Consider the following 26,741-nt stretch of genomic DNA (forward strand, 5'->3'; position numbering starts at 1 on the left):
ACGACTGCCGCCGTCATATCCCTTTTGCCAGAGACGACGGACCCGTTCGACGAGCGCGGCACCTGTCCGGTCGGTCGCGTCGCCGTCGTGGGACCGGGACCCACCAGTTAGAGGTCGACCTGCTCGAGGCAGTCGGTGCCGCCACAGACGGGACACGACAGGTCCGTGACGTCTAAATCGTCCGGTACGTCGTACGTATAGTGGTTTTCGAACAGATCGAGGAAACACTCTTCGGCGGTACAGACGAGCTCTTCCGTCGGGGGCATAGTCGGGAGTAGTGCCAGGAGGACTATCAACGCAGGGGTTGCGGCGGGACGACCCGGGTTGTGTCGGGCCGCACGTCGTGTCGCGTATTGCTGTCGCTGCGTCGGCGCAGCGCCGCGTGATGGAACGGGCGGCATCGCTGTGTCGTGTGCCTGTCGCGGTGTCACCGTCGCGTTTCGCGACGCCGTGCGGTCTTGCAGTCTGTCTCGCCCGGTTCTCGCTCGTGTAGTCACCGTTTTATCCCTCGAGTCGTTACTCGAGGGCATGACAGACCCCGAAACGCTGTTGGTGACGATCGTCGACGGCTACGTCGACGAGCCAGCACACTTCGGGGTGCCGCCGTACATTTCGACGTACCCGCGGTACACGGCGGGTGCGCTCGTCGACGCGGGCGTTCCGCGCGAAGCGATCACGTACCACACGATCGACGGCCTCCGAGACGATCCGGATCGGTGGCGGGACGTCGACGAGGCGGATCTGCTGATCTACCTCGGCGGAATGACCGTCCCCGGCAAGTACGTCGGCGGTACGCCGGCCGAACCCGACGAAGTCCGAAAGCTCGCCTGGACCGCCACCGGGACGAGCCTGATGGGCGGCCCCGTCAAGTTCGGCGTCGGCGACGAAAACGCCGGCGCGACCGAGACCGAACGGCAGGACCTGGACTTCGACTTCGTCGCGAAAGGAGACGTCGAGGCCGCCGTCTACGATCTGGTCGAAAGCGGTCTCGAGGGCTTCAACAATCGGATGCGAGACGTCGACGAAGTATCGCGGTGGGCTCGGGACGGCGCGTTCGTGGTCGAAGAACACCCCAACCACCCGGACCACCTCATCGCCGAACTCGAGACCTCCCGGGGCTGTGCGTATCGCTGTTCGTTCTGTACGGAACCGCTCTACGGTAACCCCGAGTTCCGGCCGCCGCCGTCGGTCGTCGGCGAAGTTGACGCGCTCTCCGACCACGGCGTCAGGCACTTTCGAATCGGCAGGCAGGCCGACATCCTCGCTTACGGCGGCGACGGTGAAGCGCCCAACCCAGACGCGCTTCGACAGCTCTACGGCGGGATTCGTGCGGTCGCTCCCGACCTCGAGACGCTCCACCTGGACAACATGAACCCGATCACGATCGTCCGGTGGCCCGACGCGAGTCGTGAAGGGATCCGGATCATCGCCGAACACAACACGCCCGGTGACACGGCTGCGTTCGGACTCGAGTCGGCGGATCCGGTCGTCCAGGAGGAGAACAACTTGAACGTCACCGCGGAGGAGTGTTTCGAAGCGGTGAAGATCGTCAACGAGGAAGGTGGATGGCGACCCGGCGAGGAGCCGACGGACGCCCGGGGGAGCGGTCGGGACGGTCCTCGGCGACTGCCGAAGTTACTGCCCGGCATCAACCTCCTCCACGGGCTCAAAGGCGAGCGCGAGGAAACCTACGAGCGAAACCGGGAGTTCCTTCGACGGGTCTACGACGCGGGGTACATGCTTCGACGGGTCAACATTCGGCAGGTGATGGCCTTCGACGGCACCGACATGTCCGACACCGGCGCCGCGATCGCGAACGAACACAAGAAGCTCTTCAAACGATACAAACGACAGGTCCGCGAGGAGATCGATAACCCGATGCTCGAGCGCGTCGCGCCCGTCGGCACCGTGTTACCGGACGTCCACCTCGAGTACCACCAGGACGGGACGACCTTCGGCCGCCAGCTGGGAACCTACCCGCTGCTGGTCGGGATACCGGGCGAACGCGACCTCGAGCGAACGATCGACGTGGCGGTCGTCGATCACGGCTACCGTTCGGTGACCGGGGTTCCCTACCCGCTCGATCTCAATACGGCGTCGATGGACGAACTCACCGCCATCCCCGGCATCGGCGACAGCACCGCGGGAGACCTCATCGTCGATCGACCCCACGAATCCGTCGAGGACGCGGCGTTCGGGACCGAGTTCGATCTCTCCCGGTTCGTGACGACGCGCCCGCTCGAGCGGGCGGAGTGATCTCATCCGGCCCGACGGTCGTCGCACCCGCGTCCGGCGCGGCCGACGCCGTCACGCGGGTCCCGGTCCCGACCGTCACTCGCGGTGGACTCGATTCGCCCGTCTTTCGACCGTTCGGTGTCGGTAGTTCTATTATGGATGGGAATCAGAGGTGAAATAGAGGGTCTACCTGTGGAAATATCTGAAAAACTGTTGTGTCTGTTCAGTACGGACGTTTCGGAAGAGGAGGACCGATACATCATCGAAGTACCCCGTCAGGAGGTCGAAACCGGGGATATCGACCCCGGCGAGACCTACCGGGTCGCACTCATCTCACGAGAGGAGGAGACACCGGCCGAGGAGGGCACGGCGACCACTCAGCCGAAAACTGCGCCGTCCGAACCGCAACCGCCGGTCGACGTCGGGGAAACGCGCTACGTCGAAATCGAGGACATCGGCAAGCAGGGCGACGGAATCGCTCGCGTCGAACGCGGGTACGTCATCATCGTCCCCGGTGCCGACGTCGGCGAACGCGTCAAAATCGAAGTGACCGAAGTGAAGTCGAACTTCGCCGTCGGTGAAATCATCGAGGAGACGTTCTAGGAACGACCGTTTTACGCCTCGGATTCGCTCGCGACGGACGCGAACCACCGACCGGGACGGAAAAGCCGAGCACGCCGCGGGCGCGTTCGCTGACGCGCGCCGTCCGGGCGGTCGTGTCTCTCCGTCTCCCCTCACCTGGTTCGACCCGTTCGTCCCGCACGTCTGCGACCCGATCTCTCGGTATGCGTTTCCTGCCACGTTCGACGTCGACACCGCTGGGTCCGACCGTGACCGTTCGATAGACCGGAGAGTATCGTGTACACACCGCCGGTGTGGCTCCCACGAGGCCCGCGAGGCGTCCGTTACTCCTCGAGCGGGGTCCCGTCCTCCCGTTTCGCGCCCTCGGAGTCGTGAACCACGACCTCGCCGGGGGCGGGGTCGGCGGGCCGGTAGGTGTCTCGGACGCCGATCGCTTCCTCGAGTTCTTGCACGGCGCGTTCTTTCAGCGCGCGAGCGAGCGCCTCGGCGTCCGCCCGTGAGATGTCGCGGCCGAGTCCCTCGCACTCGTGTGCACGGACCACGCCGTCCTCGTCGACGGCGTCGCCCATCGGCTGGCTCGTGCCCGCGAGCGCTACGCTGAACGGGTAAGTCTGACAGATGAGTGGTCGATCGTCGTGGGCGACGCACGCGCCGGCCCCCGAGTCGTCTTCCTCGTAAAACACGCAGTCGCCGCAGCCGTCGGTCTGGAGGGCCCACTCGAAGGTTTCGCCCTCGAGGTCGCCGTCGTCGGTCGCCGAGAGGCCGTACGGCATCGGTCGCGCGACGTCGCGCCAGTCGCGGGTCGTCTCGCCGGTCGCGTCGCCGTCCCGGAGGTCGCGCACTTCGTCGGGAAACACCGTCGCCGTGTGGCGGTCGTCGCCGTGCCCCGTACAACAGGCACCACAGCGGGTACACTCGAAGCCGATCGATTCGATCGCGTCCGCGAGGTCCTCGACGGCGAGGGAACGGGCCTGCTCGAGTTCGGCTTCGAGTGATCGCACACCCGAGAGGAGTCCGTCGATGCGGAAAAGTTAGTCGCCATCGAGCGGGTACGCTCGCCGTCCGTTCCACGTCACTCGACCCTCGACGTCGAGTTTCTCGAGGTGGGCTGCGACGGTGGCCCGTGCGAGGTCGCGGACGCCGGAAAGCTCCTTCTCGTAGGCCCCGTCGAGGATCTCGTCGAGCGTTTCGGCTCCCCGGGCGACGGCCTCGCGGACGCGCTGTTCGCGCTCGGTTCGGTGGGAGAGGAGTCGCTCTATGGTCTCGCGAGGGGCGTCGATTTCGGGACCGTGGCCGGGATAGAGCGCCGGCGGATCGATCGCCCAGAGCCGGCGCAACGAGGTCACGTACGCACGCATATCTCCTTCGGGTGCGCCGACGACGACGCTCCCCTCGCGGACGGCGCAATCGCCACAGAGGATCGGACCGCCGGGGCCGGCTTCGAGGACGACGTGGTCCGGCGCGTGTCCCGGTGCGGCGAGGATCCGAACGGCCGCGTCTCCGAGCCGAATCGTCGTCCCGGGGGTGAACGTGCGGTCGGGTTCGCGACCGGTCGCGTCGCGGAACCGGTCGGTGCGACCGTACCGTGCCCAGACCGTCGCACCGGTCTGAGCCGCGTACGAGTCGACCGCGCCCACGTGATCGGGGTGCGTGTGGGTGACGAGGATGTGCTCGACGCGATGATCGCGGATCAGTCGATCGAGCGCCGGGGTTCGGGCCGCCGGATCGACGAGAATCGCCGGTTCGGTTCCGAGCAGATACGCGTTCGTGTCGCCGCTTGGCGCGCGCGTCGTGACCGGGACGGTGCGGGTGCGGACGTCCATACGTCGAGGTCTCACCGAACGGAAAAGTGGGTATCGGCTGGCCTCGAGATGGAAGCAACCGCGGTGTGACTGCGGTCCGTTTCTCCGCGGCGCAGACTCAGTGTTTGAGGAAGTAAACCTGCTTCCGAGCGTCCCGGAAACTGTACCGGGAACCGACCAGCCCGACGTCCTCGAGTCGATTGAGCGCGTAGCGGACGGTTCGGTCGGGAAGCAGCGATTCTTCGGCGAGTTGGCCCTGCGAGAGCGGGGAGTCGATTTCCAGCACCTTGGCGATGAGCTTCGCGCTCGGTGGTAACTCGCGGAGCCGCTCGCGGTATTCGTCCTCGGATAACGTTTCCTCGGTGACCGCACCTGGGTCCTCCGCTGTACTCGTGCTCATATCTACGGAAGCGGAATCGGCGATGGTAAAGCTTCCCTATATGTGGATACGAATAATCCAGTTTGTATAAGGCATATGAATGTGCTATTAACACAGATATACGCAGTCACCGTTTTGCTGACGGGGCCCGACGAACCGGGCCGATCGGGGATCGATTTCGACGGACCTCGCTGACGGACTCCAGTATCGTTTTATCCCCGCACGATAGTAGATTCGCCCAGTGTGAAAGGACAGGAGTGGTACCAAGCCGACGACGTCGCCAAGGAATACGACGACAAGCGGTTTTCCCGGGGCGGTCAGCTCATCGATAGCCGGGAGAAGAATGCCGTTCTCGAGGCCATCATGCCGGTCGAGGATCGGAAGGTACTCGAGATCGCCTGTGGTACCGGGCGGTTTACGCTCATGTTGGCCCACCAGGGGGCCGACGTCGTCGGACTGGACATTTCGGCAGCGATGCTACAGCAAGGCCGCCAGAAAACTCGGAACGCAGACATCTCGGGCTCGCTCGAATTCCTCCGCGGTGACGCGGGCCGACTGCCGTTTCCGGACGATCACTTCGACACCGTGATCGCGATGCGGTTTTTCCACCTCGCGGACGACCCGGAGGCGTTTCTGCGTGAGATGCGGCGAGTCTCCCGCGATCAGATCGTCTTCGATACGTTCAATCGGTTTTCCACGCGCAGCGTCTACAACTGGGCGCTCCCGATGGGGTCGCGACTCTACTCGAAGAGCGAAGTAGCCGTCCTCCTCGCGAAAACGGATCTGACGCTCGCCGACGTCGAAGACGATTTCCTCCTTCCGTACGGTCTGTATCGCTCGATTCCCAACGCGCTCGCGTCACCGCTGCGAGCGATCGACGAATGGGTCGGCGAACTGCCGGTCATGGACCATTTCGCGTCGGTCTCGTACTGGAACGCGCACGTTCGCTGAGCGATCCGGCCGGAAACCCATCTATTTACTATCAGGAGCCCCTATCAGACCGCATGGAGCTCTCGGTAGTTGTGTCGACGCTGAACGACCGGGAGCGGCTGCTGTCGTGTCTCGACTCGCTTTCGGCGCGGACGCCACGGTCGACCGAGATTATCGTCGTCAACGGGCCCTCGTCCGACGGAACGACCGGCGTCGTCCGTGAGCGCGACGACGTCGACGTTCTCGTCGAGATCTCAGAGCGGAACGGAAACGTGTCGCGAAACGCGGGCCTCGAGCAGGCGACGGGCGACGTCGTCGCGTTTCTCGACGGCGAATACACGATCGACGACGGCTGGTATCCGGCCATCGAGGACGGGATCGGCGACGAAACGGACGTCGTTACCGGTCCGGTTACCGGAGGTCCGGTCGGATCCGATCTCCGATCGCAACGTGAGATGTGGAGCCAACGGGTGACGCAGTTCCACGGCGACAACGTCGCGTTCGAGCGACAGGTTCTCGAAGCGCTGGACGGCTTCGACGAGTATCTGGAGAAAGAGAGCGAACGCGACTCCGCCAATCGGGTGGCCGGTCTGGGTTTCGAGGTTCTGTGGGACGCGACGATGGCCGTCCGCTGTGAGGTCGGGACCGACGGGGGGCGGACCGATCCCGACTGGGGAACGACCTACCGGTCGATGTCGTACCGACTCGCGAAGAATCACGGATTGCGACCGCGGATCCTCGGCCGCATCGTCGGGAGCGCCGTCCGCGACGGTGCCACCGGCGCACGGCTCCTCGCCTCCGGAGACGCGACGCCGACGGGCTGGGTGTCCGACGGAGCCGACGTTGCCAAAAACGTCGCGCGCGGGTTCTGGGACGGCGTTCGCGCACGGCACGCCGATCAAACGAGCCGGCGAAATCCCCACGGCCTCTCGAAACGACACGACCGAGCGGTTCACGTATACGATCGGCGCTGATTTCGATCCGACACCGGTTTCGATCCGTCGACCGAGGGACTCGACTCACTCGCCGCGGAATTCGGGTTCTCGGTCGTCGAGTCGGGCTTCGAACCCTTCGCGGTAGTCGGCGGTGTCGTCGAGTTCGCGTCCCAACTGCCGTTCGTACTCGAGTCCGTGTTCGAGGGGCATCTCGAGTGCGGCGTTGAGCGCCCGTTTTCCGTTTCGAAGGCCCAGCGGTGCGTTATCACAGAGTCGATCGGCGAAGGCTTTCGTCCGCTCGTCGACCGCGTCGGCGTCGACGACGTCGTGAACCAGTCCCATGTCGGCGGCATCGTCGGGATCGACGAGTTCGCCGGTCAACACGATCTCTTTCGCCTTCGAGAGTCCGACCAGTCGGGGCAGGCGCTGGGTGCCGCCCCCGTGGGGGAACGTTCCGAGTGCGACCTCGAGCAACCCGTATTTCGCGTCCCGGCCGATGAGACGGAAGTCACAGGGGAGCGAGAGTTCGAACGCGCCCGCGAGGGCGGCTCGCTTGATTCCGGCGACCACCGGCTGGCGGGTGGTCTCGATCGTCTCGAGGAGCGTCGGGAACACGTCGCGGTCGATCCCGGTTTCCGGTTCGACGCGGTCGCGCATCATGTTGAGGTCCATCCCCGCGGAGAAGACGGGCCCCTCCCCGAGGAGGGTGACCGCTCGAACGTCGTCGGTCGCGTCGACCCGCTCGAAGGCCTCGATGAGGTCACGCATCAACGCGACGGTCATCGCGTTTCGCTTGTCCGGCCTCGAGAGGACGACGTCCGCGCGGTGGCCGTTCCAGTCGATCGTCGCGAATCCGTTGCCGATGGATTCCATGGGGAGAAGTCGTGTGCCGGCCTTATAATACTCCGGCGCGGGGCCGTGCTGTCGAAACCCTCGAGCGGATCGCCGCGAGGACGGTCGTCTTTCGAGCCGTTTCGTCTCGCGAAATGCGGGGAAACACCTATCCGAGTCGTCGGAATCAGCACCGGACAGTGACGAACCTACCAGATTCTCGAATCTGGGAGTGTCCGGAATGTGAACACTCCGTAAACGGATTTGTAAACGGCCGTCGGTGTCCGTATTGCCGAGAATGCATCAAAAATCGTCCCAACGGATTGTGACAGTTTTCGGCGGAGAGTCGGGACCGAATCGGACGGGTCGACCGTGGCCTACTTCTCCTCGACGTGGCGGATCTCGCACGCGACGCCGCGTGTACTCTCCGCCATTTCACGCCCGAACATTTCGGCGCGGCCGACGGCGAAGGCCCTCGGCCCGTCGACGATCACCTCGTCACCGACGCGTATCTCCTCGTCGGCGTCGACGACGCCCGGTGCGAGGACGCTCCCGTGCGGAACGAAGCCGTCGATCTCGACGCGTTTGACCGGCGCGTCGCTCTCGAGCCAGCGTCGGGCGCCCGCGAGGGTAAACGAAAGCGTCCCGTACTGCGGAACCATCGTCGCGAGCTGGGTGTCCGCCGTGTCACGGACCTGAATTTTCGGATACCGGCTGGTCGTTCGAATGTCGCCGAAGAGGTCGTCGCCGGCGCCGTCGCCGAGCAGGTAGTCCGCGATGGCGCGGACGGTATTGTGTTCGCGCTCGCGTTTCGAATACTTCAGTTCGCCCGACAGCGACTCCGAGAGGTTCGCGAGCGACGTCTCGTCGGTCGGATGTCCGCCCTCGGGAACGGTGTACGTGACATCGATCTCGAGCCGATCTTCGACGCGTTCGACGATGTCCCGGTACCCTTCGTCGGGGACGTGCGCGATTACGTCGGCATACTCGTTGCGCTCGAGGTAGCGCCGCAGGACCTCGCTCACGAACGATTTCTCGTCTTCGGACCAGCGACCCGTGACGACGGTGTCGTAGTGCTGTGCCGGGTAGGTCGTCTCGAGTTCTTGCGGAACGACGCCGATGGGACTGGTCATGGAGACGAGGTGGGCGCGCCACTGCACGGCGTCGTGGAACTGGCGGTGACTCTGGGACTCGCTGTACGGTTTGGCGGCCGAACAGGGAACGAGTACGAGCGGGTTCTCGAACCGGTTGCGGTACCGGGTCGTCACCCGGTCTGCGAATCGCTGGATCTCCACCCGGCGGAGGGTGTCCTCGGTCGCGGCACTGATCAGGGCGTCCCGAAGGATCGGCGTTCGTCGCTCGAGGTACTCCCACTGCGAGTCGAGTTCGCGCATCGCGGCGGTAAGCCACTGATCGTGGCGCACCTGCCCTTCCACGTAATCGCGGAGCCGTCCGTCTCGGATCCGCCGTCGGACGATCGCGAGTTCGGCCGCGAGAGCGTTGACGTTGTGCTCGGCGCAGTCCTCCCGGGTGAACGACTCGCGGGGCCCTTGGCAGGCCGGACACGAGCAGGGGAGTTCGTCGAGGTCCTCGAGGAAGTACGCGTCGTCTGTCGTGAGGTATCGACCTTCCGTTCCCTTCACGATGGCCGCGGTCTCGTCGAACAGGTCGACCCCGGCGTAGGCCAGGAGGGCGACGTTCCGGGGGGTTGCGACGCCCGAGAACAGCAACGCGGTGTCGGTCGGAATCGCCTCGCGGACCTCGACGACGGCCTCGACGAGCGCAGCGCCGTGTCCCAGTACCGACTGCACGTTCGAGAGAGCGTACGCGTCAGTACCGTGGTCTTCGACGTGTTCGCTCGAGACGACGGCGACGCTGGGGTAGTCGACGTCCGGGTAGCCGACGGCGAACGAGTCCTGGACTTCCTCGGCGGTGCCGCCGGGAAACGCTCGGTGCGGAAGGACGGTGAGCGCGGACTCGTCTCCGGGAGGGACCTCGCGGTCCGCGCTCCAGAGCGAACCCGCATCCTCGAGGACGTCGTCGACGAGCGCGGGGGTCGTGATCGGCGAGGAGAGGCGGAGTTCGCCCACGCGCGCCGCCCCGTCGCGCGCGTGTACTTCGAAGGAGTCGGTCATACACGATATGACCGGGGCGAGCGAAAGAGGTTGTCGATAGCGAGTGGCGGCTGTCTCGAGCCGAGCGCGTTCCAGTCTACAGTTATTGGTATTGCTTGGCCTATCAGTTAGCTCGATTGATGCGCTAAGCCCCTTCCTCAGTGAGCGAAGCGAGTAGGGTTGCTGACGGCGGTCCTCCTCCGTCACTGCACTAGAGCCGAGAATCGGACACGTCGATCCAGACTGCATCACAGACTTACTCACTGTTGTTCCGGTACCGGGGCGGTTCGCGCTTTCGTCAAAAGGACCAGACGACGTTTACCGCTACCTACCTACGTTCTCATATGGAGAAGCTGACCAAACCTACCGGTTCAGGACGTTTTGTGACGCGTCGAGCAGTTCTGGGCGGCGTTGGGGCTGCCGGTATCGGAATGATGGCCGGTTGTTTCGGCGGCCAGGAGTCGGAGAACGTTCCCGACCCGATGAGCATCGATCCGGAGCAGGCGTGCGATAACTGCACGATGATAATCGGGAGCCATCCCGGACCGGCCGGACAGTCCCACTACGACGATCCGACGGCGATCCTCGACGAGGACCGTCCGGCGCAGTTCTGTAGCACGCTCTGTCTGTACACGTTCGGCTTCGACCACGAAAGCGAGAGCGAACCCGGCGTCTCCTATCTGACCGATTACTCGACGGTCGACTACGAGGTCGACGACAGCGGCCAACGGACGGTCATCTCTCGCCACCTCGAGGCCGACACGTTCGGAGACGTCACGGAACTGACGATGATCGCGGACAGCGACGTGGAGGGTGCGATGGGGAAATCGATCATCCCGTTCGGCGACGCCGACGATGCCGACCAGTTCCAATCCGAGTACGGCGGCGAGACCTACGTCGACGACGAAATCACACAGGAACTGATAATGTCGCTGATGGGTTGATCCGCGCGATCGAAACCGGAGCGAATTCCGATTCGAGGACGGCGGGTGCGGGCCGGGGCTGGAGACCGTCCGAGACCCGCCCCGCCCGCGACGACGACTCCCTGTTCAGCGGGCGACTGTCGGCTACCGGTTCAAGAGCGACATCGCGATTCCGAGGGACGCGGTCGTCCAGACGGCGAGACTCAGCAGACTCGAGATGGGCGATGCCGCCGCCGGACCGGTTCCCGCCGCGACGACGATGGCGCTCTCGAAGACGAGCCCCCTGTACGCGCTGAGCGGGCTGATCGCGAGCGCGTGGATGAGCGCACTGTCACCGATTATCCCGGCCGAGAATCCGTAGACGAGCGCCAGATCGAGTCCGACCAGCAGGACGACGAGTGCGACGACCGACAGCGCGAGCGCGCTTCGCGTACTGCTGACCATCGCCGAAATCGCGATGGCGACGGCGAGGACGGCCAGTGCGAACAGTATCGTCAGCACGACGAATCGGGCGAACAGGATCGGCGAGTCGACGCCCGAGTGAGAGGCGTAGAGGGTTCGTCCCTCGTCTTCGACGGCGAAGACCGTCACCGCGACGAGGACGAGCGGGACGACGAGCGTGGTAACGAGGCCGACCGCTCTCCCAGCGTAGACGCCGAGGACGATCTGACGGCTCGAGACGGGATACGTCTTCAGGACGTCGAGTTCGCCGCGCTGTGCGTCGCCGAGAATGGCGCGATAGCCGAACGCGACGGCGACGACCGGAACGAGCAACTCCATCGGCGTGAGCAAGTCGACCAGCGTCGGAACGTACCCGCCGCGGACGCTCCCGCTGATCCACGCGATGCCGAACACGACGGCGGCAAAGGCGACGCCGAGGACGAAGAACGTTCGCGTCCGCACGATCGTCCGAAGCTCCCGTCGAACGATCGTCTCGAGGATGCGTTTCGAGCCGGGAGCCGTCGTCGTGCGACCGGCACCGGACTCGTCGCGTCGGGGGGTGGCGTCTCTCGTCGGGTTCGTGTCGGCGCTCATCGGCCGTCACCCAGAACCTGGACGGTATCACGCTCGCCACCGATGGCGTTGTCGTAGACCGGTCGCAGCGAGTCGACCCCCAGTCGCTCCCGCAACTCGGTCGCCGATCCCTCCCTGACGACGCCGCCGTCGGCCAGTATCACCACGTTATCGGCGACCCGTTCGACGAGTTCCAGATCGTGCGAACTCAACAGGACCGCGATCCCGTCGTCCGCGAGCCGTTCCGCGACGTCGAAGACGTGCAGTCGCATTCCCGGATCGAGTCCGCTGCCCGGTTCGTCGAGAACGACGATCGGCGGGTTCCCGATCGTCGCCTGAGCGATGCCGAGCAGTCGCGTCATCCCACCGGATAGCGCTTCGACCGGCCGGTCTGCCGCGTCTTCGAGTCCGATCCGCTCGAGTTCCGTCGACGCGTCCGTTTCGTCGCCGCCGACGAGCGACGAGTAAAACCGAAGCGTCTCGAGGGCGGTGAATCCGGGTCGGAACGCCGGTCGTTGTGGGAGGTATCCGATCTGTCGTGCGGTGTCGGGGCCGTTGTACGCGACCTCGCCGGCCGTCGGCTCGTTGAGTCCCGTGAGGACGCGGATGAGCGTCGTCTTGCCGGACCCGTTCGGTCCGATCAGGGCCGTCACCGTTCCGCGCTCGATGGTCATCGAGACGTTCCGGATGACGGAGACTGTCCCGTAGTCGTAGTCGATACCGGTCGCCTCGAGGACGGGTGTGTGATCGGTCATGGATCGTCTCGGGTCGTTTCGTAACAGGTCCAGGCGTCGTCGGCCCATTCGGTTCGGTTCAGCAATTCCGGGTTGTTCGGCTCGCAACTCGGGGCCCTGTCGACGATGCTCCCGGTTCGCATCCCGGGAACCGATCCCTCGAGTCCGGCCAGCGCCTCGAGTGCCGGTGCTCGGGCGAGCGTCGGCGTGCCGTCAGTCCGGTGAAGGCGTCTGTCGATGGGGTCCGTCGGCGAGTACGACAGATCGGACTCGTCGCCGCTGGCGATGCCGGCAGCGCCCTGCCAATAATTCCCGCGTCCCTCGAAGCTCCAGACCCGAAGCGGGCCGGACATCGCGGTTGCGTGGACGTCGTTCTCGACGAAATCGTTGCCGACGACGCGGTTCGTCGGCAACATAGCGCTCGCCTCTGCACCCACGTCGTTGCCGGCGATGACGTTGTGTTCGTAGATAGATGTGGTCGAGTCGATGTGGAGGCCGAGTTCGTTGTCCGCGATGAGATTCTCCGCGACGTAGGATCCGCTCCCGCCGGGGCTCAGCCCGAATTCGGCGTCGTAAATCGTGTTGCCGACGATCGCGTTTCGCTCGGGGCCGGTCATGATAACGATACCGTTGCTCGGCTGCTCGCGGAGGACGTTGTTCGCAAGCAGGCTATCGCCCGTGTGCATCAGATGAACGCCGAGGTAGTTCCTCTCGATCGTGTTCGATCGCACGACGGTCTCCGGAGACCGGTACAGATAGACGCCGTTTCGCGTGCCGTAGATCGTCGACTCCTCGATCACGCCCGGTGACTGGAACAGCAGCATACCGGCGAGCCCCTCAGTCGGATCGTCCGGGCCCGTCACAGTGACGTTCCTGACGACGGCGTCGTCGCTCTGGTAGGCGATGATCCCGCTCGCCGGCGTCTCGATGCCGACGTTCTCGACGACCAGCCCCGTCGCATCGTAGGCTGCGATTCCGGCATCGGTCCCGGCGTAGTATTTCGTGAACGTGGCGTCCCACGCTTGCTCGTCGATTTCGACGGGTAACTCCCCGCCCTCTCTCGTCACGTTCCCGACGCCGGTAATATCGATGCCTCGAATCGCGGTCCGCTCGGCGGTGACAGTGATCACCGAACCGTTCCCATTACCCTGGAGCGTCGCGTTGCCCTCGCCGACGAGCGAGAGCGGGCGATCGATTTCGATTTTCTCGTCGTACGTTCCCGCGGGCACTACGACCGTCGTATTCGCCGGTGCCCGCTCGACCGCCTCCTGGACCGTGTCCGTCTCTTCGCCGACGACCAGCGACGTCGGTCGGTCGGTGAGTGCCGACGCATTTTCGAGGCGCTCGTCCGCGAGTCGCTGCCTGTCGTCGACGCGGTCGCGAGCGAGCGCTGCGTCGTCGCGCTCGAACGAACGATCGAGAACGTCGTCCCACGACCGAACGGTGCCGCCGTGGCGCTCGGTAAACGCCGTCGCGTCATCGCGGTCGGCGAACGGAACGACGGTGCTCCCGGCCGGTGTTCGAGCGTCGCTACCGACGACGTACCACGCCGTCTCGGCGTCGGTCCAGTCGGGAGAACGATCCGTCACGGGATACCCCTGGCTGGTCAACTCGATCCCCGTGTCGCTATAATCCGATACGTACACCGTCAGCGGATAGCCGAATCGTTGTTCGTGGGCCGGCTGGCGCTGATTTTCGACGAACGTTTCGACGCCATAGTAGCCGACGACGTACTGGTACTGCGAATAGAACACCTGAGCGCGGGGGAGTTCGACCGATTCGTCGAGCGAGTATTCGGCCTCGAGCGTGAGGCCGACGGAGACCGTGTCGTCGAACGCGACGGGATCGGGTGACGTCGAACCCACGTCGACGACGAAGAGGCCAGCGACACCGACTGCAGCCACGACGAGAAATCCCAGAAAGAGAGTACTGGCAGAACGATCGATCACGACCACTGCTTCGGGCCTGGAGAAAATATAACGTCTGGTCCGCGCCTCGAACCAGCCCGCTCGAGCCCAGCGAATTCCCCGCCAGAGTCGCTCGAACGCGCTTCTCGCGGTCGTGGGATCACCGTCGCGTTTCGTCGGTATCCGACGTCCCGAGGGCGCCGGCGTCTCTACGCGGTCTCGAGATATCGCGCCGTCGCCGACGTGTGACCGCGGTTGAAAGAGAGGATCGTGACCCGAATCACGTCCGCCACCTCGCACTCGTCGGGCACGTCTTCGATGAAGATGACGAATCCCTCCACCTTGCCGACCGCCCGCCGTTCGCCCGAGTGGTGGTCGCTGAACTCGTGAACGGCGACCGTCACGGTGTCGCCGATGTCGACCGGCGGGTCGCGTTTCTGAGCCGCCTCGTGCCGTTCCAGAGAGCGCCGCTCGTCCGCTGATCGATTCCGTCCGCGAACTCGTTTGAACAGCAACGAGCCGACCACGAGAACGGCGAGTCCGCCCGCGCCGATCATTGCTGGGCCAAGCATACTCGAATCGGTTCCGCCGGGGTCTTTGGTGTTGCGGTACTGGTGGCCTGTGACGGTGGCAATGCGGTGCTGGAAGAGGCGCGCCGCTCGTTCGCGCGTACGCAATTTGCAGTAAAGCGAAACAGCGGCGATTCATGCGACGCTGCGACTGACTCGAGCGGGTCCGAAGACGACGCCGACGACCCGGAGAAGACGCCCGGATTCGGCGTTGTCGTCGGCCTCGCAGGTACCGTCGGCGGGTCGGTGCTCGCCGCTCGTCGCCTCGCCTCGAGTGACGACTTGACTGAGAGAGACTGAGCCCGGTTCAGACGGCGGCGGACTGTGACCGACTCGGTCGGTCGGGAACACGACAACGGGAGCGATACCGGAAGCGAGTTACACGACTCGAGGATCGGACACGTCTCGTCAGTCGCGGCCCCCAATTCAGCGAAGATCCGCGGATACGGGCACCTCGACCCCGTTCAGAGTTATGTTGCTCAACGTGCAACCTACTTAGATTGTGTGTATGAATATACGCTGTTTGTAATCTTCAGTGTATGTCGAGATGCAATCGGCGCGGCCTCCTGATGACGGGGGCTGGGGCAACTATCGCCGGCAGGGTAGCTACCGCCGGTGATAGCGTCAGCGCCAACACGGGACCCGAATCCGACGCTTCCGACGGAAGCGAGACTTCTGACGAGGGCGAGGATCCGAACACACCCACCGAAACGGTGGCCCCGCCCGGCTGGACGTCGTATCGAGGAAACGAGGGGAACACGTGTTTCTTCGAAGCGGGCCCCGAAATCGACGGGGAGAGCCTCGAAGTCGCGTGGACGGTCGAGTGTGGCTGTGACGGATTCGCAATCACGGACGATTTCATCTACATGGGTACGGGTGACGGTGTCGTCGCCCGCCGCATCGACGACGGTTCGATCGAGTGGAGCACGACCGACGTGAGCGGTACGTTTCCGGTCGTAGCCGACGAGACACTCTACCTCGACGGCGACGGCGAAATCGTCGCACTCGATCCGACGGACGGGAGTCGCTGTTGGCAAAGCGACATCGGTGGCGCATACGCCTCCGCACCGACGGCGGCCTACGGCGCGGTCTACGCGACCGTGGATGGATCGTTGTACGCCCTCGAGGCCGAGGACGGTTCGATCCGGTGGCGCCGGGAGCTACTCGAGCCCACGGGAAACATGTGGGGGTGTGAGGCTCCCCGTTTCAGGACGGCCGCAGCCAACGAACTGCTCTACGTCGCGACGGTTCAGTCCTGTTTCGTGCTCGATCCGAAAACGGGTGAAACGGTGGACCAGTTCGGGAGCGCCATGGAAGGCACCGTGACGTCGATCGCCGCCAATTCGACCGCCATCGCGACCGAATCCACCGCGTTCGGGGGGACTGACGCGACCATCTACGACTCCGAGACCAAGGATATCCGTCTCACCCACGGCGGGAGCAATTTTGCGCTCGGCGACGACATCGCCGTTACCAGCCACCGGAAAACGGGTCTGAAGACGGTCGACCTCGAGAGCGGCGACACGATCCACCAGTGGTCGATCGGGAGCACTCGGCCCGTCCTCGTCGGTGATACGGTCTACGTCTACTCCCCGGCACAGTGTTCGAAACCCGGGTCGGCATCGGGTTCGATCGTCGCGTTGGACACGAACGAGGGGATCGAGAAGTGGCGGTTCGAGGTGGGCCCTACGGACCGATTCGCCCGTCTCGCTCTCAGCGGAACGACGATCTATCTGGTGAGCGAAGACGGCGTGACGGCGATTCGGGAAGCGTCGTCCGACGACGTTCCGGACGACGGCTCCGGCTCCGGCGACGACTCCGACGGCTCGGATGGGGCCGACGGCTCCGGCGACGGTTCCGACGGCTCCGGCGATTCGGGTGGGTCCGGTGGCTCCGGCGACGATTCCAAAAGCGCCGGCGGCTCGAATGGGTCCGGTGGCTCCGGTAGCCCGGATGGCTCGGGAGAGTCCGGCGACGGGTCCGCCGGCGCTGGCGGCTCGGGGTCCGATTCCGGCGGCGCCGACGGATCCGGCGACGAATCTATCGGTACCGCAGACGATACGGAGAACGAATCCGCGGCTCCCGCCAGTACGAAATCGACGGGCGGTATCTTAAGCGACATCAACCCGCTCGGCGCCCTCACCGGTCTCGCCGTCATGGGCGGCGGCGCGGCGCTCGCCTCGCGTCGGTTCAACCCGCACACGGACACGACGGACGACGACGGGTCGGCCGAGGACTGACCTCGCGCCGTCCGTCCGCTGGGGATGTTCGCCGGCCTCGAGGCGCGGTACGGGGCGCCGACGATTCGGCGATAGCGGGGCGCCGTCGTGTTCTCGCGGTGTTTCGCAGATGTGTGGGTGTGCACCGGGGATTCTCAGATCGTCAGCTCGTCACCGGCCGTCGGTCGACCGGAGATCGAGTAGTTCGACCGATTCTGGGACGGTCGCGAGGGCGCTCGCGGGCCACCCTCGATGCGCGAGCGTGACCGACGCGTTCGGGTTCGCGTCGACGAGCCGAGCGACGCCGTCGGCCGCGGCCTCGAGCGCCGCTCGATCGGTCCGCGTCGGGACTTCGGCGGTGAGCGGGTAGCTCTTCGAGAGGGCCCTCGGGAAAGGGCCGAACGGCGGCTGGACTCGCCAGACCTCGTCGAACCCGTCGTCGGGTGCGGACCGGTCGACGGTGAGCAACAGCGAGTCCGGCACGGCGAGTCGCTCGAGGCGGTTCTGGTGGCGCAGGACTTCGGGCCGGCGCGCGCTCTCGTGGGAGGTGTAGAAAAACGACCCTTTCGAGACTGGATCCGAGCGCTCGAGTTGGGCAGCGTGGTCGAGCAACGCGCGATACCCGTCGAGCATCGTCGGGTGAGCGCGGGCGCGTTGCTCGACGAGTTCGAGCAGGTCGCCGGCGCGGATGGCCTGCTTGATTCGGCGGATCTCGGCGAAGGTGACGTGGAGGTTGTGGGCCGCCAGTTCCGACTCGCGGTCGTCCGCCGGGAGCGCGCGGAGCTCGTCGGGCGAGTGCTCGGTGCAGACGGCACAGGAACAGGGGAGGTACTCGAGGTCGTCGAGTGCTCGAGTCCCCCGAACCGTCAGGTAGCGGTCGTCGCGAGCGTAGATCGCGTAGGCCGCCGAATCGAACAGGTCACAACCCATCGCGACAGCGAGTGCGAACATCATGGGGTGGCCGGCGCCGAAGAGGTGGACGGGGGCGTCGGCGCCCAGGCCGCGTTTGGCGGCGGCGACGACGTCGATCATGTCGTCGTACCGGTAGTCGTTCATCAACGGAACGACCGCGCCGACCGGGAAGACGTCGAGATCGGTTCCCGCTGCGTGGCGGCCGGCCCGCTCGCGGAGGTCCGGATAGGTCGACCCCTGGACGGGCGCGCTGACCAGCATCTCGCCCGTGTCGGCGGCGTCGGCGATCTCGAGTCGTTCCTGCGTCGTCTCGAGGTCGCCGTCGGCGCGCTGGCGGGAGACGTCCGGCGGCGTCGGGATGTCGACGGGGGTGGCGATGTCGGAGCCGATCTCGCGCTGGAAGGCGAGAATCTCTTCGGTCGTGACGTCGATTTCCCCGTACTCCGAGAGCTGAAAGGAACCGGAGTCCGTCATGATCGCACCCGGGAACTCGAGCATGTCGTGGAGGCCGTCGGTGCGGGCGCGTTCGCGGAGGGCGTCGTCACCGTGGATGATGTAGGAGTTGGTGATGAGGATCTCCGCACCGAACTCGTCGGCGAGCCGACGCGGGCGTATCGTATCCAGATTCGGGTTGATTACCGGCAGCAGCGCCGGGGTTTCGACGGTGACGCCGGCACGCGGGACGGTGAGTTCGCCGATGCGACCGCCGGCGTCCGCGTCCCGAAGTTCGAAGCACTCGCGCATTGACCGTCCCTTGTGCCGTCGCACGTAAGTCGTGACGGTTTCCGGTCGGCGAGCGCGCCGAAATCGGTCGGTCGTCCCGGTCGTCGGTGGCGTGTGGCAGTCCCGAACGTCGCGGCGAACGGAGACGAAGCCGCTTTACGCGCCGGACCGCTTGCGTCTTCTAATGAGCAAACCCACGCCCGAGGTCTACGAGCAGGGCAAGGGCATGGACGCCCACAACCAGGCGATGCGGGAGATCCGCTCGCGCAAGGAGGCCAGTTACGACCCCCACGAGCCGACTCGCGTCTGGCTCGACGAGGACAACACCCCCGGTGGCGTCAAAACGAGCCTGACGATCATCTTGAACACCGGCGGCTGCCGCTGGGCCCGCGCCGGCGGCTGTACCATGTGTGGCTACGTCGCCGAGAGCGTCGACGGCGGTTCCGTCCCCCACGAGGCCCTCATGGACCAGATCGACGTCTGTCTCGAGCACGAGGCCGACAACGCGGACGAACCCGCCGATCTCGTCAAGATCTACACCTCCGGCTCCTTTCTCGACGAACGCGAAGTCGGCGCACAGAGCCGCCGGGCCATCGCCGAGACCTTCGGCGATCGCGAACGGATCGTCCTCGAATCCCTGCCGGACTTCGTCGACCAGGAGAAGATCGGCGACTTCACCCGGTACGGACTGGACACCGACGTCGCGATCGGCCTCGAGACGGCGACGGACCGCGTTCGCCACGACTGCGTGAACAAGTACTTCGACTTCGCGGATTTCGAGGCCGCGTGCGCGGAAGCGACAGCGGCGGACGCGAGCGCCGACGCCGCGGCGGGGATCAAAGCCTACCTCCTGATGAAACCGCCGTTTCTGACCGAATCCGAGGCCGTCGAGGACATGATCTCGTCGATCGAGCGCTGTGCCGACGTCGAGGGCTGTCACACCGTTTCGATGAACCCGTGTAACGTCCAGCGATACACGATGGTCGACGAACTCTACTTCAACGACGGCTACCGCCCGCCGTGGCTCTGGTCGGTCGCCCACGTCTTGGCGGAGACGGCCGGGATCGACGCGATCGTGGTCTCGGATCCGGTCGGCCACGGTTCCGATCGCGGTCCCCACAACTGCGGGGACTGTGACGATCTGGTCCAGAAGGCCATCAAGGACTTCGACCTCCGCCAGGACCCGACGGTCTTCGAACAGGTATCCTGTGACTGCGAACTGACCTGGGAGACCGTCCTCGAGCGCGAACGGAGTTTCAACCAGCCGGTGACTCGGTAGCGCCCCTCGTTTTCGCGTCCGTCGCAGTCCCACCGAACTCCGCGATCGACGAGACGCATCGGTAGCGATGGGTCCCAGGAAATTGGGCCCGAACGGATTCAACTATGCGCCTTTATCGACGGTAATGATCGTATTTATTCACTACTTTCTGCCCTGAACTGACGTCTCGAAATCCATAGTTTAAAACATGATGAAAAGTATTATAGTAACGATCATTGATTGCCGAGTGTGCCATCCAATAGTAATACGGGCGAGAACAGGAGGCGAGACGTGCTGAAATCGGCTGCCATCGGCAGTGTCGCGTTTCTCGCGGGCTGTACCGATTCGCCGGCCGACGACGGCACCGACGTGGGACACTGGACCGGTGCCCAGGCGAGCGAGGCTCCGAATTACAACGTGTTTCGGATTACGGACACCACCTCGGGCAATCGCGTCTCTCGCGTGCTCGATTCAGCCTACGTGTTCGACGAAACCGACGACTTCGTGCCGCGGCTCGTTCGGAGCTACGAGACCAACGACGACTTCACCGAGTGGACGTTCACGATCACCGAACACGGCGAGTGGTCGGCCCCCTACGGTTCGATGACAGCCGAGGACTGGGTCTATTCGATAACCGAAATCATCCAGGGTGAGGACAACTGGGCGAACGTTTCGATGGCCGACAACTGGCGAATGGGCGTCGACGAGGTCCCGGACGGGTTCGAGGCCGCCGGTGAGGACGATACGCAGGCGTGGTTCGACGTCGAACAAACCGGCGACTACGAACTCGAGGTCCGGACACCGGACCCGTTCCCGGGACTCCTGAAATCACCCGTTCTCTGGGGGTTTCAGGCGGTCGTACCGAAGGGGCTGGCCGAACCGTACGTCGAAGAGCGAAACGGCGAGGGGTTGAACAAAGACGAGGAGATCCAGGGGCTGAGCTACACCGGTAATCTCGGCGCGTTCACCGTCGAAGCACTCGAGACCGAATCGCGAATGTACGCGCCCCGAAACGACGATTACTACCTTCGAAACTACGAGGGCTACGAGGACGCACCGAACATCCAGGAGTGGACCTATCAGGTGATGCGCGAGGAGTCGACACGGTTGTCCGCCATTCAGGCCGGCGACATCACCAATACGGGCATTCCGGCCCGCCGTGCGGACGAATTCGAGGCGATGGACGACGTACAGGTCATACCGACGCCGACGGTCTTTTGCAACAGCCTGATGTACAACATGCGTTCCGACGGCTGGGACGCACTCGAGACGGCGGAAGTGCGACAGGCCCTCACGATGGCCGTCGACAGGGAGTCGATCGTCGAAAACATCGAATACGGGTACGCTGACGTCGCGCACACCCTCCAGCCGGAGTACTCCGAATTCTACGACGATTCACAGGTCGTCGAGTGGGAATACGATCCGGACAGTGCTCGAGACCGTCTCGAATCGTCCCTCCCCGGTGAGTACGGCTACGCGGACGGACGCGTCGTCGACGGCGACGGGGAGGAAGTCACCCTCAATTACGTCTTCACGGACGCGTCGAAGTCGACGAAACTGATCGCCCGATACGTGCAAACCGAGTTCGAGGACAACCTCGGGCTCGCGGTGACACTCGATCCGGTCCCGTGGAATTCGATGCTCGACGAGTACTTCTACGCGGCACCGGGTGACGCGCAACGGTGGGATCTGATGGGCGGGGTCGGCCGCAATTCCTATCCGCGCGCCCCCGAAGCGACCGAATCCTACTGGCGGGAGACCGACGAGCCGTGGAACACGGCAAACGGGTACGGCTACGACGACCCACACGGAATCGCAGACCGCCTCGCCAAGTCGGCCAGGATGACAGATCTGGACGAGCGGCAAGCGGTTCTCGCAGAGGTGTTCGGCATCTTGAGCGAGGAGCAGCCGTGGAACTTCCTCTTCTTCGGAAAGGATCTCAACGGCTACCGAAATTCCGTCGATCCGACCGAAGAGCCGAGCATCTCGTGGGGATACGATCTCGTCCGCTGGCAACTCGAGACCGAACAGTAACCACACCGAACAATGAAACGGTACATCGCAAAACGTCTCGCCTGGACCGTCGTCGCGACCTGGATCACGGTGACGATCACGTTCCTGCTCATCGATTTCTCACCCATTTCCGCCAGCGGTGCCACGTTCGTCGATCAGCAGGTGCAGGCGGGCATGAACGTGAACGAAGCGAGAGAATTGTACCGACAACAGTTGGGGTACGGGGACACCGTCTGGGAGCGATACACCAACTTCATGATCGGGCTGGTGACACTCGACTGGGGGTGGTCGATGCTGTACAACCAGCCGGTGATCGACGTGATCACCAGTTCCTGGATCTACTCGTTTCAGTACGTCTTCCCGGCGACGGTGCTCTCCGTCGGTCTCGGGTTCGGAATCGGACTGTACTCGGCGACCCACCAGCACACCGCGGAAGATTACGCGGCGACCCTGTTTGCGTTCACCGGTATCAGCCTTCCGAACTTCTGGTTCGCGATCATGCTCATCCTGCTCTTCGGCGTCCACTTCGACGTGCTTCCGAGCTTCTACACCACGAAGCACACCCTTCTCTCCGTGGGAAACGTCAAGCAACTCATCCTCCCGATCGTCGTCCTCGGGACGTCCGCGATCGCCACCGAGATGCGCTACGCTCGGGCGGAGTCGCTCGAGTACGTTCAGGCCGAGTTCGTCAAAACCGCACGGGCGAAGGGGCTCTCGGAGCGCGAGATAACCCTCAGGCACATCTTCCGGCCGGCGATGGTACCGTTGATCACGATACTCGTCGGTGACGTCCTCGGACTGTTGTTCGCCGGCGCCTACGTCCTCGAGGTCATCTTCCAGATCCCCGGTCTCGGGCTGGTCAGCTACCAGGCGATCATCCAGCAGGACACGCCGCTGGTCCTCGCGACGGTGCTGATTCCGGTGCTAATCGCGATCGTCGGGAACCTCGTTCAGGACGTCTGCTATACGATTCTCGACCCACGAATCGACTTCGGTGATCGCGAATGAGTCCGGATTCACGGGCCGACCGCGGGCTGGACGACGTCACCTTCGAAGATATCGACTGGGACGACTACGAGAGCGGGTTCGAACTGACTCGTTGGCGAATCGCGACGTTCGTCACGATGGGCGGGATACTCGTCGCCTGGCTCCTCGACACCCGGTTCGGGAGTCAGCAACAGCCCCTCGTCGCCACCGAGATGGGACCGTTCGAGTTCGCACCGAACCCGGGGAACGTCGAGTGGCTCTTCGCGCTCACCGTCGCGGTGCTGTTCTTCTACGGCATCGTCCCCCTGTACCGGAACCCGCGGATGACCGGCTACTACTGGACGGAGTTCAAGAAAAACAAGGCCGCAGTGGCGAGCCTCGGGTTCCTCACGTTCATCTTCCTCCTCGCGGTGATCGGGCCGTTCGTGGTCGGCCGCCCCGAAATCGACATCACGAACCCGTACCAGCCGCCGGTGTTCTACCGGTACCTGCCGGGTCTCGAGGGCGGGTCGTGGGAGCACCCGCTCGGAACGATGCAGTCGGGCGAAGACGTCCTCCAGATCGTGGTCAGTGGCGCCCGGGTGAGCATGATGGTCGGGCTCATCGGCTGTCTGTTGATCATCGCACTCGCCAGTGCGGTCGGAACGACCGCCGCCTACTTCGGCGGACTGGTCGACGAAGTGTTGATGCGCTTCGTCGACATCATGCTCACGTTCCCGACGTTTTTCCTGATTCTGTTCGTCGTCTACCTCTACGGCGGCGACCTGTTCACGATCGTTCTCATCCTGGGGTTGACCACGTGGACGGCAACCTCACGGCTCGTTCGATCTGAGGCGCTTCAGCGAACCGAAGAGCAGTACATCGATGCCGCGAAGAACGTCGGTGCGAGCGAACGGTGGATCATTACGCGACACCTCGTTCCGAACGTCTCCAACACGATCATCACGGCGGCGACGCTCGCGATCCCGTCGCTAATTCTCTACGAGGCGGTCCTGGCGTTTCTCGGCTTCGGTGACCCGAACGTTTGGTCGTGGGGACGTGCGATTTCCGTCGGCCGGAACGACCTCCAGAACGCGTGGTGGGTCGCGACGATTCCCGGACTCTTCCTCTTTCTGACGGTACTGGCGTTCAATTTCCTCGGCGATGCGTTGCGAGACGCACTCGACCCCCGACACGAAAAACGATGACCAGCGAACCACTACTCTCGATCCGGAACCTGCGGACGTACTTCCACACCGACGACGGAGTCGTCAAAGCGGTCGACGGCATCAGCTTCGACGTGAACCGCGGCGAAACCGTCTGTCTCGTCGGTGAGAGCGGGTCCGGAAAATCCGTGACTGGCGAATCGGTGACGAAACTGCTCCCGATGCCACCCGGCGAACTCGTCGGCGGGTCGGTGGTCTTCGACGGCGAAGACGTCGGTACCGTCTCCGACGCCAGGTTGCGGGAGCTACGCGGCGGCCGGATCGGACACGTCTTCCAGAACCCGGAGGGTGCGCTCAACCCCGTTTACACCGTCGGATACCAGATCCGGGAAGCGATCACCGCTCATCGGGACGTCCCGGCGTCGACGGCCCGCCGACGGGCGATCGATCTCCTCGAGGATGTCGGCATCCCGGAAGCGACGACTCGAATCGACGACTATCCACACGAGTTCTCCGGCGGAATGAAACAGCGCGTCGTGATCGCGATGGCACTCGCCTGCGAGCCGGACCTGTTGATCGCGGACGAGCCGACGACGGCACTGGACGTCACGATCGAGGCACAGATACTCGAGCGTTTTCGAGCGCTGCAAGCGGCATACGACATGGGTATCGTCTTCATCACGCACGATCTCGGCGTCGTCGCCGAGATAGCAGATACAGTCGCCGTCATGTACGCGGGGAAGGTGATGGAAATCGGCCCCGTCGAGGACATCTTCGAGAATCCGGCCCATCCATACACGAAAGCGCTACTCGACTGCCTTCCAGGCCGATCGGACCTCGACCCCATCCCTGGGACGCTCCCCAGCGCGATCGATCCGCCGTCGGGGTGTCGGTTCCACGAGCGGTGTGCGTACGCGACCGAGGAGTGTCGCCGCGGTGACCAGCCGCCGATGACCGACCTCGGGGACGGTCGGCGAGCGTCCTGCGTTCACTGGCGCGACGGCGCCGATGGTCTCCCGAACCTCGTGGAGGCGCCCGACGTAGGCCCGGGTTTCGGGGGTGGCAGATGAGCGCGGACCGCCCGCTACTCGAGGTCGATTCCCTGGAGAAACACTTCCCAATGACACGGGGCGTGCTGAACGACGAGATCGGCCGCGTGCGGGCCGTCGATGGGATCTCCTTCGAGATCGAAGCGGGCGAAACGTTCGGCATCGTCGGCGAATCCGGGTGCGGAAAGTCGACCGCGGCACGGACCATCCTCCGTCTCGAGGAGCCGACCGGCGGGTCGGTCCGGTTCGACGGACGGGACGTCACCGAGTACGACCGGGCGGAACTGAAGCGGTTCCGACGCGAGGCCCAGCTGGTGTTTCAGGACCCGGATTCGAGTCTGGATCCGCGAATGAGCGTCGGCGAATCGCTTGCGGAGCCGCTGATCGTCCACGGAATGAGCGATCGCGAGCGCCGCAGATCGATCGTCGAGAAGCTCCTGGTCCGAGTCGGATTGCACGCGGACGACCTCGATCGGTACCCCCACGAGTTCTCGGGCGGGCAGAAACAGCGAATCGGACTCGCCCGGGCGCTCGTCTTGAATCCGCGGCTGCTCGTTGCGGACGAACCGGTCAGCGCGCTCGACGTTTCCGTGCAGGCGGAAATCCTCGAACTCGTGGCCGACCTCCAGCGGGAGTTCGGCCTGAGCGTCCTGGTCATTAGCCACAACCTCGGGATCGTTCGACACATCTGCGATCGCGTCGGGGTCATGTACCTCGGGAAACTCGTCGAAGTCGGCCCGGCGGGGGACCTGTTCTCGAACCCGAAACACCCCTATACGCGCGCACTGGTTTCGGCGATCCCCTCGACCGACCGTTCCCAGCGCGGACGGCGGGTCGGACTCGACGGCGACGTCCCCGATCCCGCGAATCCGCCCAGAGGCTGTCGGTTCCACACTCGCTGTCCGGACGTCGTTCCACCGAACGGGTACGATATCGAACAGGATACCTGGCGTACCGTCCTCGACTTCAAGCAACGCGTCGAGTCGGGAATCTCGAGAGCCGAACTGTTCGATCTGGTGTATCCCGCGTCGACGACCGAAGAGCGCGAGGCCTCCGGCCGGCTGCCTGCCGGCGACGTCGAGGACGCGTTCCGTTCCGAGTACGGACTCGACGCACCACTCGAGGACGCGCGACTCGAATCCGTGTTCGTCCGTACCGTCGAGCGGATCGCATCCGGCGACGTGGGTGCGGCCCGCGAGTTGCTCGACGACGAGTTACCGACGGTCTGCCAGCACTCGAGCCCGGATCTCGTCGCGGAGAACGGACACCGGGTCACCTGTCACCTGATCGACGAGCCACCCCGCTCGGCGGACGCACCCGCGAGCGACCGCGACGCACTTCGATCGGACGACGCGGACGAGTGAGTCGGTCGCTCGGTCGACGAGCGGCCACTCTGTCGAGTGCCACTCGAGGTTCTCGATCCGGCAGCGTAGCCGGGCGGACACAGAAACCCGTCGACCGAGACAATTATTTGACGCTA

24 protein-coding genes are annotated in these 26,741 nt (G+C 64.5%); 13 read left to right on the forward strand and 11 right to left on the reverse strand.

From position 1 onward, the window contains the following. Positions 1 to 107: 107 nt before the first annotated feature. Positions 108 to 266, reverse strand: coding sequence for a DUF7559 family protein (locus tag NJT13_RS16350; RefSeq protein ID WP_254522696.1), 159 nt, complete (start codon positions 264 to 266; stop codon positions 108 to 110). Between the two features lie 262 nt (positions 267 to 528). On the opposite strand from NJT13_RS16350, the gene NJT13_RS16355 reads away from it, so the two are divergent. Both NJT13_RS16355 and NJT13_RS16360 read left to right on the forward strand, forming a co-directional pair. Continuing rightward, on the forward strand, positions 529 to 2,256 hold the full coding sequence (locus NJT13_RS16355) for a radical SAM protein (protein WP_254522697.1): 1,728 nt from the start codon (positions 529 to 531) through the stop codon (positions 2,254 to 2,256). A gap of 171 nt (positions 2,257 to 2,427) precedes the next feature. Then, positions 2,428 to 2,838, forward strand: a complete 411-nt coding sequence (locus NJT13_RS16360) for a TRAM domain-containing protein (protein ID WP_254522698.1) — start codon at positions 2,428 to 2,430, stop codon at positions 2,836 to 2,838. A gap of 302 nt (positions 2,839 to 3,140) precedes the next feature. On the opposite strand, the gene NJT13_RS16365 is transcribed toward NJT13_RS16360, so the two are convergent. The 3 genes from NJT13_RS16365 to NJT13_RS16375 all read right to left on the reverse strand — a co-directional run bounded on the left by NJT13_RS16365 (position 3,141) and on the right by NJT13_RS16375 (position 5,019). Then, the gene (locus NJT13_RS16365) at positions 3,141 to 3,818 is read right to left on the reverse strand and encodes a YkgJ family cysteine cluster protein (RefSeq protein ID WP_254522699.1); all 678 of its coding nucleotides are present in this window, start codon (positions 3,816 to 3,818) and stop codon (positions 3,141 to 3,143) included. 30 nt (positions 3,819 to 3,848) lie between these two features. After that, a complete protein-coding gene (locus NJT13_RS16370) occupies positions 3,849 to 4,640 on the reverse strand; it encodes an MBL fold metallo-hydrolase (RefSeq protein WP_254522700.1) in 792 nt (263 codons plus the stop codon). 97 nt (positions 4,641 to 4,737) lie between these two features. Then, positions 4,738 to 5,019, reverse strand: a complete 282-nt coding sequence (locus tag NJT13_RS16375) for a MarR family transcriptional regulator (protein WP_254522701.1) — start codon at positions 5,017 to 5,019, stop codon at positions 4,738 to 4,740. 222 nt (positions 5,020 to 5,241) lie between these two features. Here NJT13_RS16375 and NJT13_RS16380 point away from each other — a divergent pair, with 222 nt between their 5' ends. Both NJT13_RS16380 and NJT13_RS16385 read left to right on the forward strand, forming a co-directional pair. After that, the gene (locus tag NJT13_RS16380; protein WP_254522702.1) at positions 5,242 to 5,949 is read left to right on the forward strand and encodes a class I SAM-dependent methyltransferase; all 708 of its coding nucleotides are present in this window, start codon (positions 5,242 to 5,244) and stop codon (positions 5,947 to 5,949) included. A 53-nt stretch (positions 5,950 to 6,002) separates the two neighbouring features. After that, positions 6,003 to 6,902, forward strand: a complete 900-nt coding sequence (locus tag NJT13_RS16385) for a glycosyltransferase family 2 protein (RefSeq protein WP_254522703.1) — start codon at positions 6,003 to 6,005, stop codon at positions 6,900 to 6,902. A 45-nt stretch (positions 6,903 to 6,947) separates the two neighbouring features. Here the strand turns inward: NJT13_RS16385 and NJT13_RS16390 are convergent, their stop codons facing one another. Both NJT13_RS16390 and arcS read right to left on the reverse strand, forming a co-directional pair. Next, on the reverse strand, positions 6,948 to 7,736 hold the full coding sequence (locus NJT13_RS16390; protein ID WP_254522704.1) for an enoyl-CoA hydratase/isomerase family protein: 789 nt from the start codon (positions 7,734 to 7,736) through the stop codon (positions 6,948 to 6,950). 335 nt (positions 7,737 to 8,071) lie between these two features. After that, positions 8,072 to 9,829, reverse strand: coding sequence for an archaeosine synthase subunit alpha (arcS, locus tag NJT13_RS16395; RefSeq protein WP_254522705.1), 1,758 nt, complete (start codon positions 9,827 to 9,829; stop codon positions 8,072 to 8,074). A 323-nt stretch (positions 9,830 to 10,152) separates the two neighbouring features. Here arcS and NJT13_RS16400 point away from each other — a divergent pair, with 323 nt between their 5' ends. Beyond that, positions 10,153 to 10,752 (forward strand): nitrous oxide reductase accessory protein NosL, encoded by a 600-nt coding sequence (locus tag NJT13_RS16400; protein ID WP_254522706.1) that lies wholly within the window; start codon positions 10,153 to 10,155, stop codon positions 10,750 to 10,752. Positions 10,753 to 10,875: 123 nt separating this feature from the next. Here the strand turns inward: NJT13_RS16400 and NJT13_RS16405 are convergent, their stop codons facing one another. From NJT13_RS16405 to NJT13_RS16420, 4 genes are all read right to left on the reverse strand, one after another. Beyond that, positions 10,876 to 11,766, reverse strand: coding sequence for an ABC transporter permease (locus tag NJT13_RS16405; protein ID WP_254522707.1), 891 nt, complete (start codon positions 11,764 to 11,766; stop codon positions 10,876 to 10,878). Then, positions 11,763 to 12,500: an ABC transporter ATP-binding protein gene (locus NJT13_RS16410; RefSeq protein WP_254522708.1), complete on the reverse strand. Its 738-nt coding sequence runs from the start codon at positions 12,498 to 12,500 to the stop codon at positions 11,763 to 11,765. Before NJT13_RS16410 ends, NJT13_RS16405 begins: the two co-directional genes overlap by 4 nt. After that, entirely contained in the window at positions 12,497 to 14,428 is a 1,932-nt protein-coding gene (locus NJT13_RS16415; RefSeq protein WP_254522709.1) for a NosD domain-containing protein, read from the reverse strand. The genes NJT13_RS16410 and NJT13_RS16415 overlap by 4 nt, the downstream gene beginning before the upstream one ends. Before the next feature lie 167 nt (positions 14,429 to 14,595). Then, positions 14,596 to 14,958 carry a TRAM domain-containing protein gene (locus NJT13_RS16420; RefSeq protein WP_254522710.1) on the reverse strand — a complete coding sequence of 121 codons (363 nt, stop codon included), beginning with the start codon at positions 14,956 to 14,958 and terminating at the stop codon, positions 14,596 to 14,598. Between the two features lie 42 nt (positions 14,959 to 15,000). Here NJT13_RS16420 and NJT13_RS16425 point away from each other — a divergent pair, with 42 nt between their 5' ends. Together NJT13_RS16425 and NJT13_RS23235 are read left to right on the forward strand one after the other, a co-directional pair. Next, entirely contained in the window at positions 15,001 to 15,255 is a 255-nt protein-coding gene (locus NJT13_RS16425; RefSeq protein ID WP_254522711.1) for a PGF-CTERM sorting domain-containing protein, read from the forward strand. A gap of 269 nt (positions 15,256 to 15,524) precedes the next feature. After that, the gene (locus NJT13_RS23235; RefSeq protein ID WP_278002240.1) at positions 15,525 to 17,195 is read left to right on the forward strand and encodes an outer membrane protein assembly factor BamB family protein; all 1,671 of its coding nucleotides are present in this window, start codon (positions 15,525 to 15,527) and stop codon (positions 17,193 to 17,195) included. Between the two features lie 150 nt (positions 17,196 to 17,345). On the opposite strand, the gene tgtA is transcribed toward NJT13_RS23235, so the two are convergent. After that, complete coding sequence (gene tgtA, locus NJT13_RS16435) at positions 17,346 to 18,830, reverse strand: tRNA guanosine(15) transglycosylase TgtA (RefSeq protein WP_254522712.1); 1,485 nt, start codon at positions 18,828 to 18,830, stop codon at positions 17,346 to 17,348. A 163-nt stretch (positions 18,831 to 18,993) separates the two neighbouring features. On the opposite strand from tgtA, the gene NJT13_RS16440 reads away from it, so the two are divergent. The 6 genes from NJT13_RS16440 (at position 18,994) to NJT13_RS16465 (ending at position 26,625) form a co-directional block, all read left to right on the forward strand. Beyond that, positions 18,994 to 20,088 carry an archaeosine biosynthesis radical SAM protein RaSEA gene (locus tag NJT13_RS16440; protein ID WP_254522713.1) on the forward strand — a complete coding sequence of 365 codons (1,095 nt, stop codon included), beginning with the start codon at positions 18,994 to 18,996 and terminating at the stop codon, positions 20,086 to 20,088. 228 nt (positions 20,089 to 20,316) lie between these two features. Beyond that, on the forward strand, positions 20,317 to 22,101 hold the full coding sequence (locus tag NJT13_RS16445; RefSeq protein ID WP_254522714.1) for an ABC transporter substrate-binding protein: 1,785 nt from the start codon (positions 20,317 to 20,319) through the stop codon (positions 22,099 to 22,101). A 12-nt stretch (positions 22,102 to 22,113) separates the two neighbouring features. Next, on the forward strand, positions 22,114 to 23,088 hold the full coding sequence (locus NJT13_RS16450; protein WP_254522715.1) for an ABC transporter permease: 975 nt from the start codon (positions 22,114 to 22,116) through the stop codon (positions 23,086 to 23,088). After that, positions 23,085 to 24,254, forward strand: coding sequence for an ABC transporter permease (locus NJT13_RS16455; RefSeq protein ID WP_254522716.1), 1,170 nt, complete (start codon positions 23,085 to 23,087; stop codon positions 24,252 to 24,254). Before NJT13_RS16450 ends, NJT13_RS16455 begins: the two co-directional genes overlap by 4 nt. Then, entirely contained in the window at positions 24,251 to 25,282 is a 1,032-nt protein-coding gene (locus NJT13_RS16460) for an ABC transporter ATP-binding protein (RefSeq protein WP_254522717.1), read from the forward strand. The genes NJT13_RS16455 and NJT13_RS16460 overlap by 4 nt, the downstream gene beginning before the upstream one ends. Further along, positions 25,279 to 26,625 carry an ABC transporter ATP-binding protein gene (locus tag NJT13_RS16465; protein ID WP_254522718.1) on the forward strand — a complete coding sequence of 449 codons (1,347 nt, stop codon included), beginning with the start codon at positions 25,279 to 25,281 and terminating at the stop codon, positions 26,623 to 26,625. The genes NJT13_RS16460 and NJT13_RS16465 overlap by 4 nt, the downstream gene beginning before the upstream one ends. Positions 26,626 to 26,741 lie beyond the last annotated feature (116 nt).

It is taken from the genome of Natrinema caseinilyticum (assembly GCF_024227435.1).
In the GTDB taxonomy this organism is placed as follows: Archaea; Halobacteriota; Halobacteria; order Halobacteriales; family Natrialbaceae; genus Natrinema; species Natrinema caseinilyticum.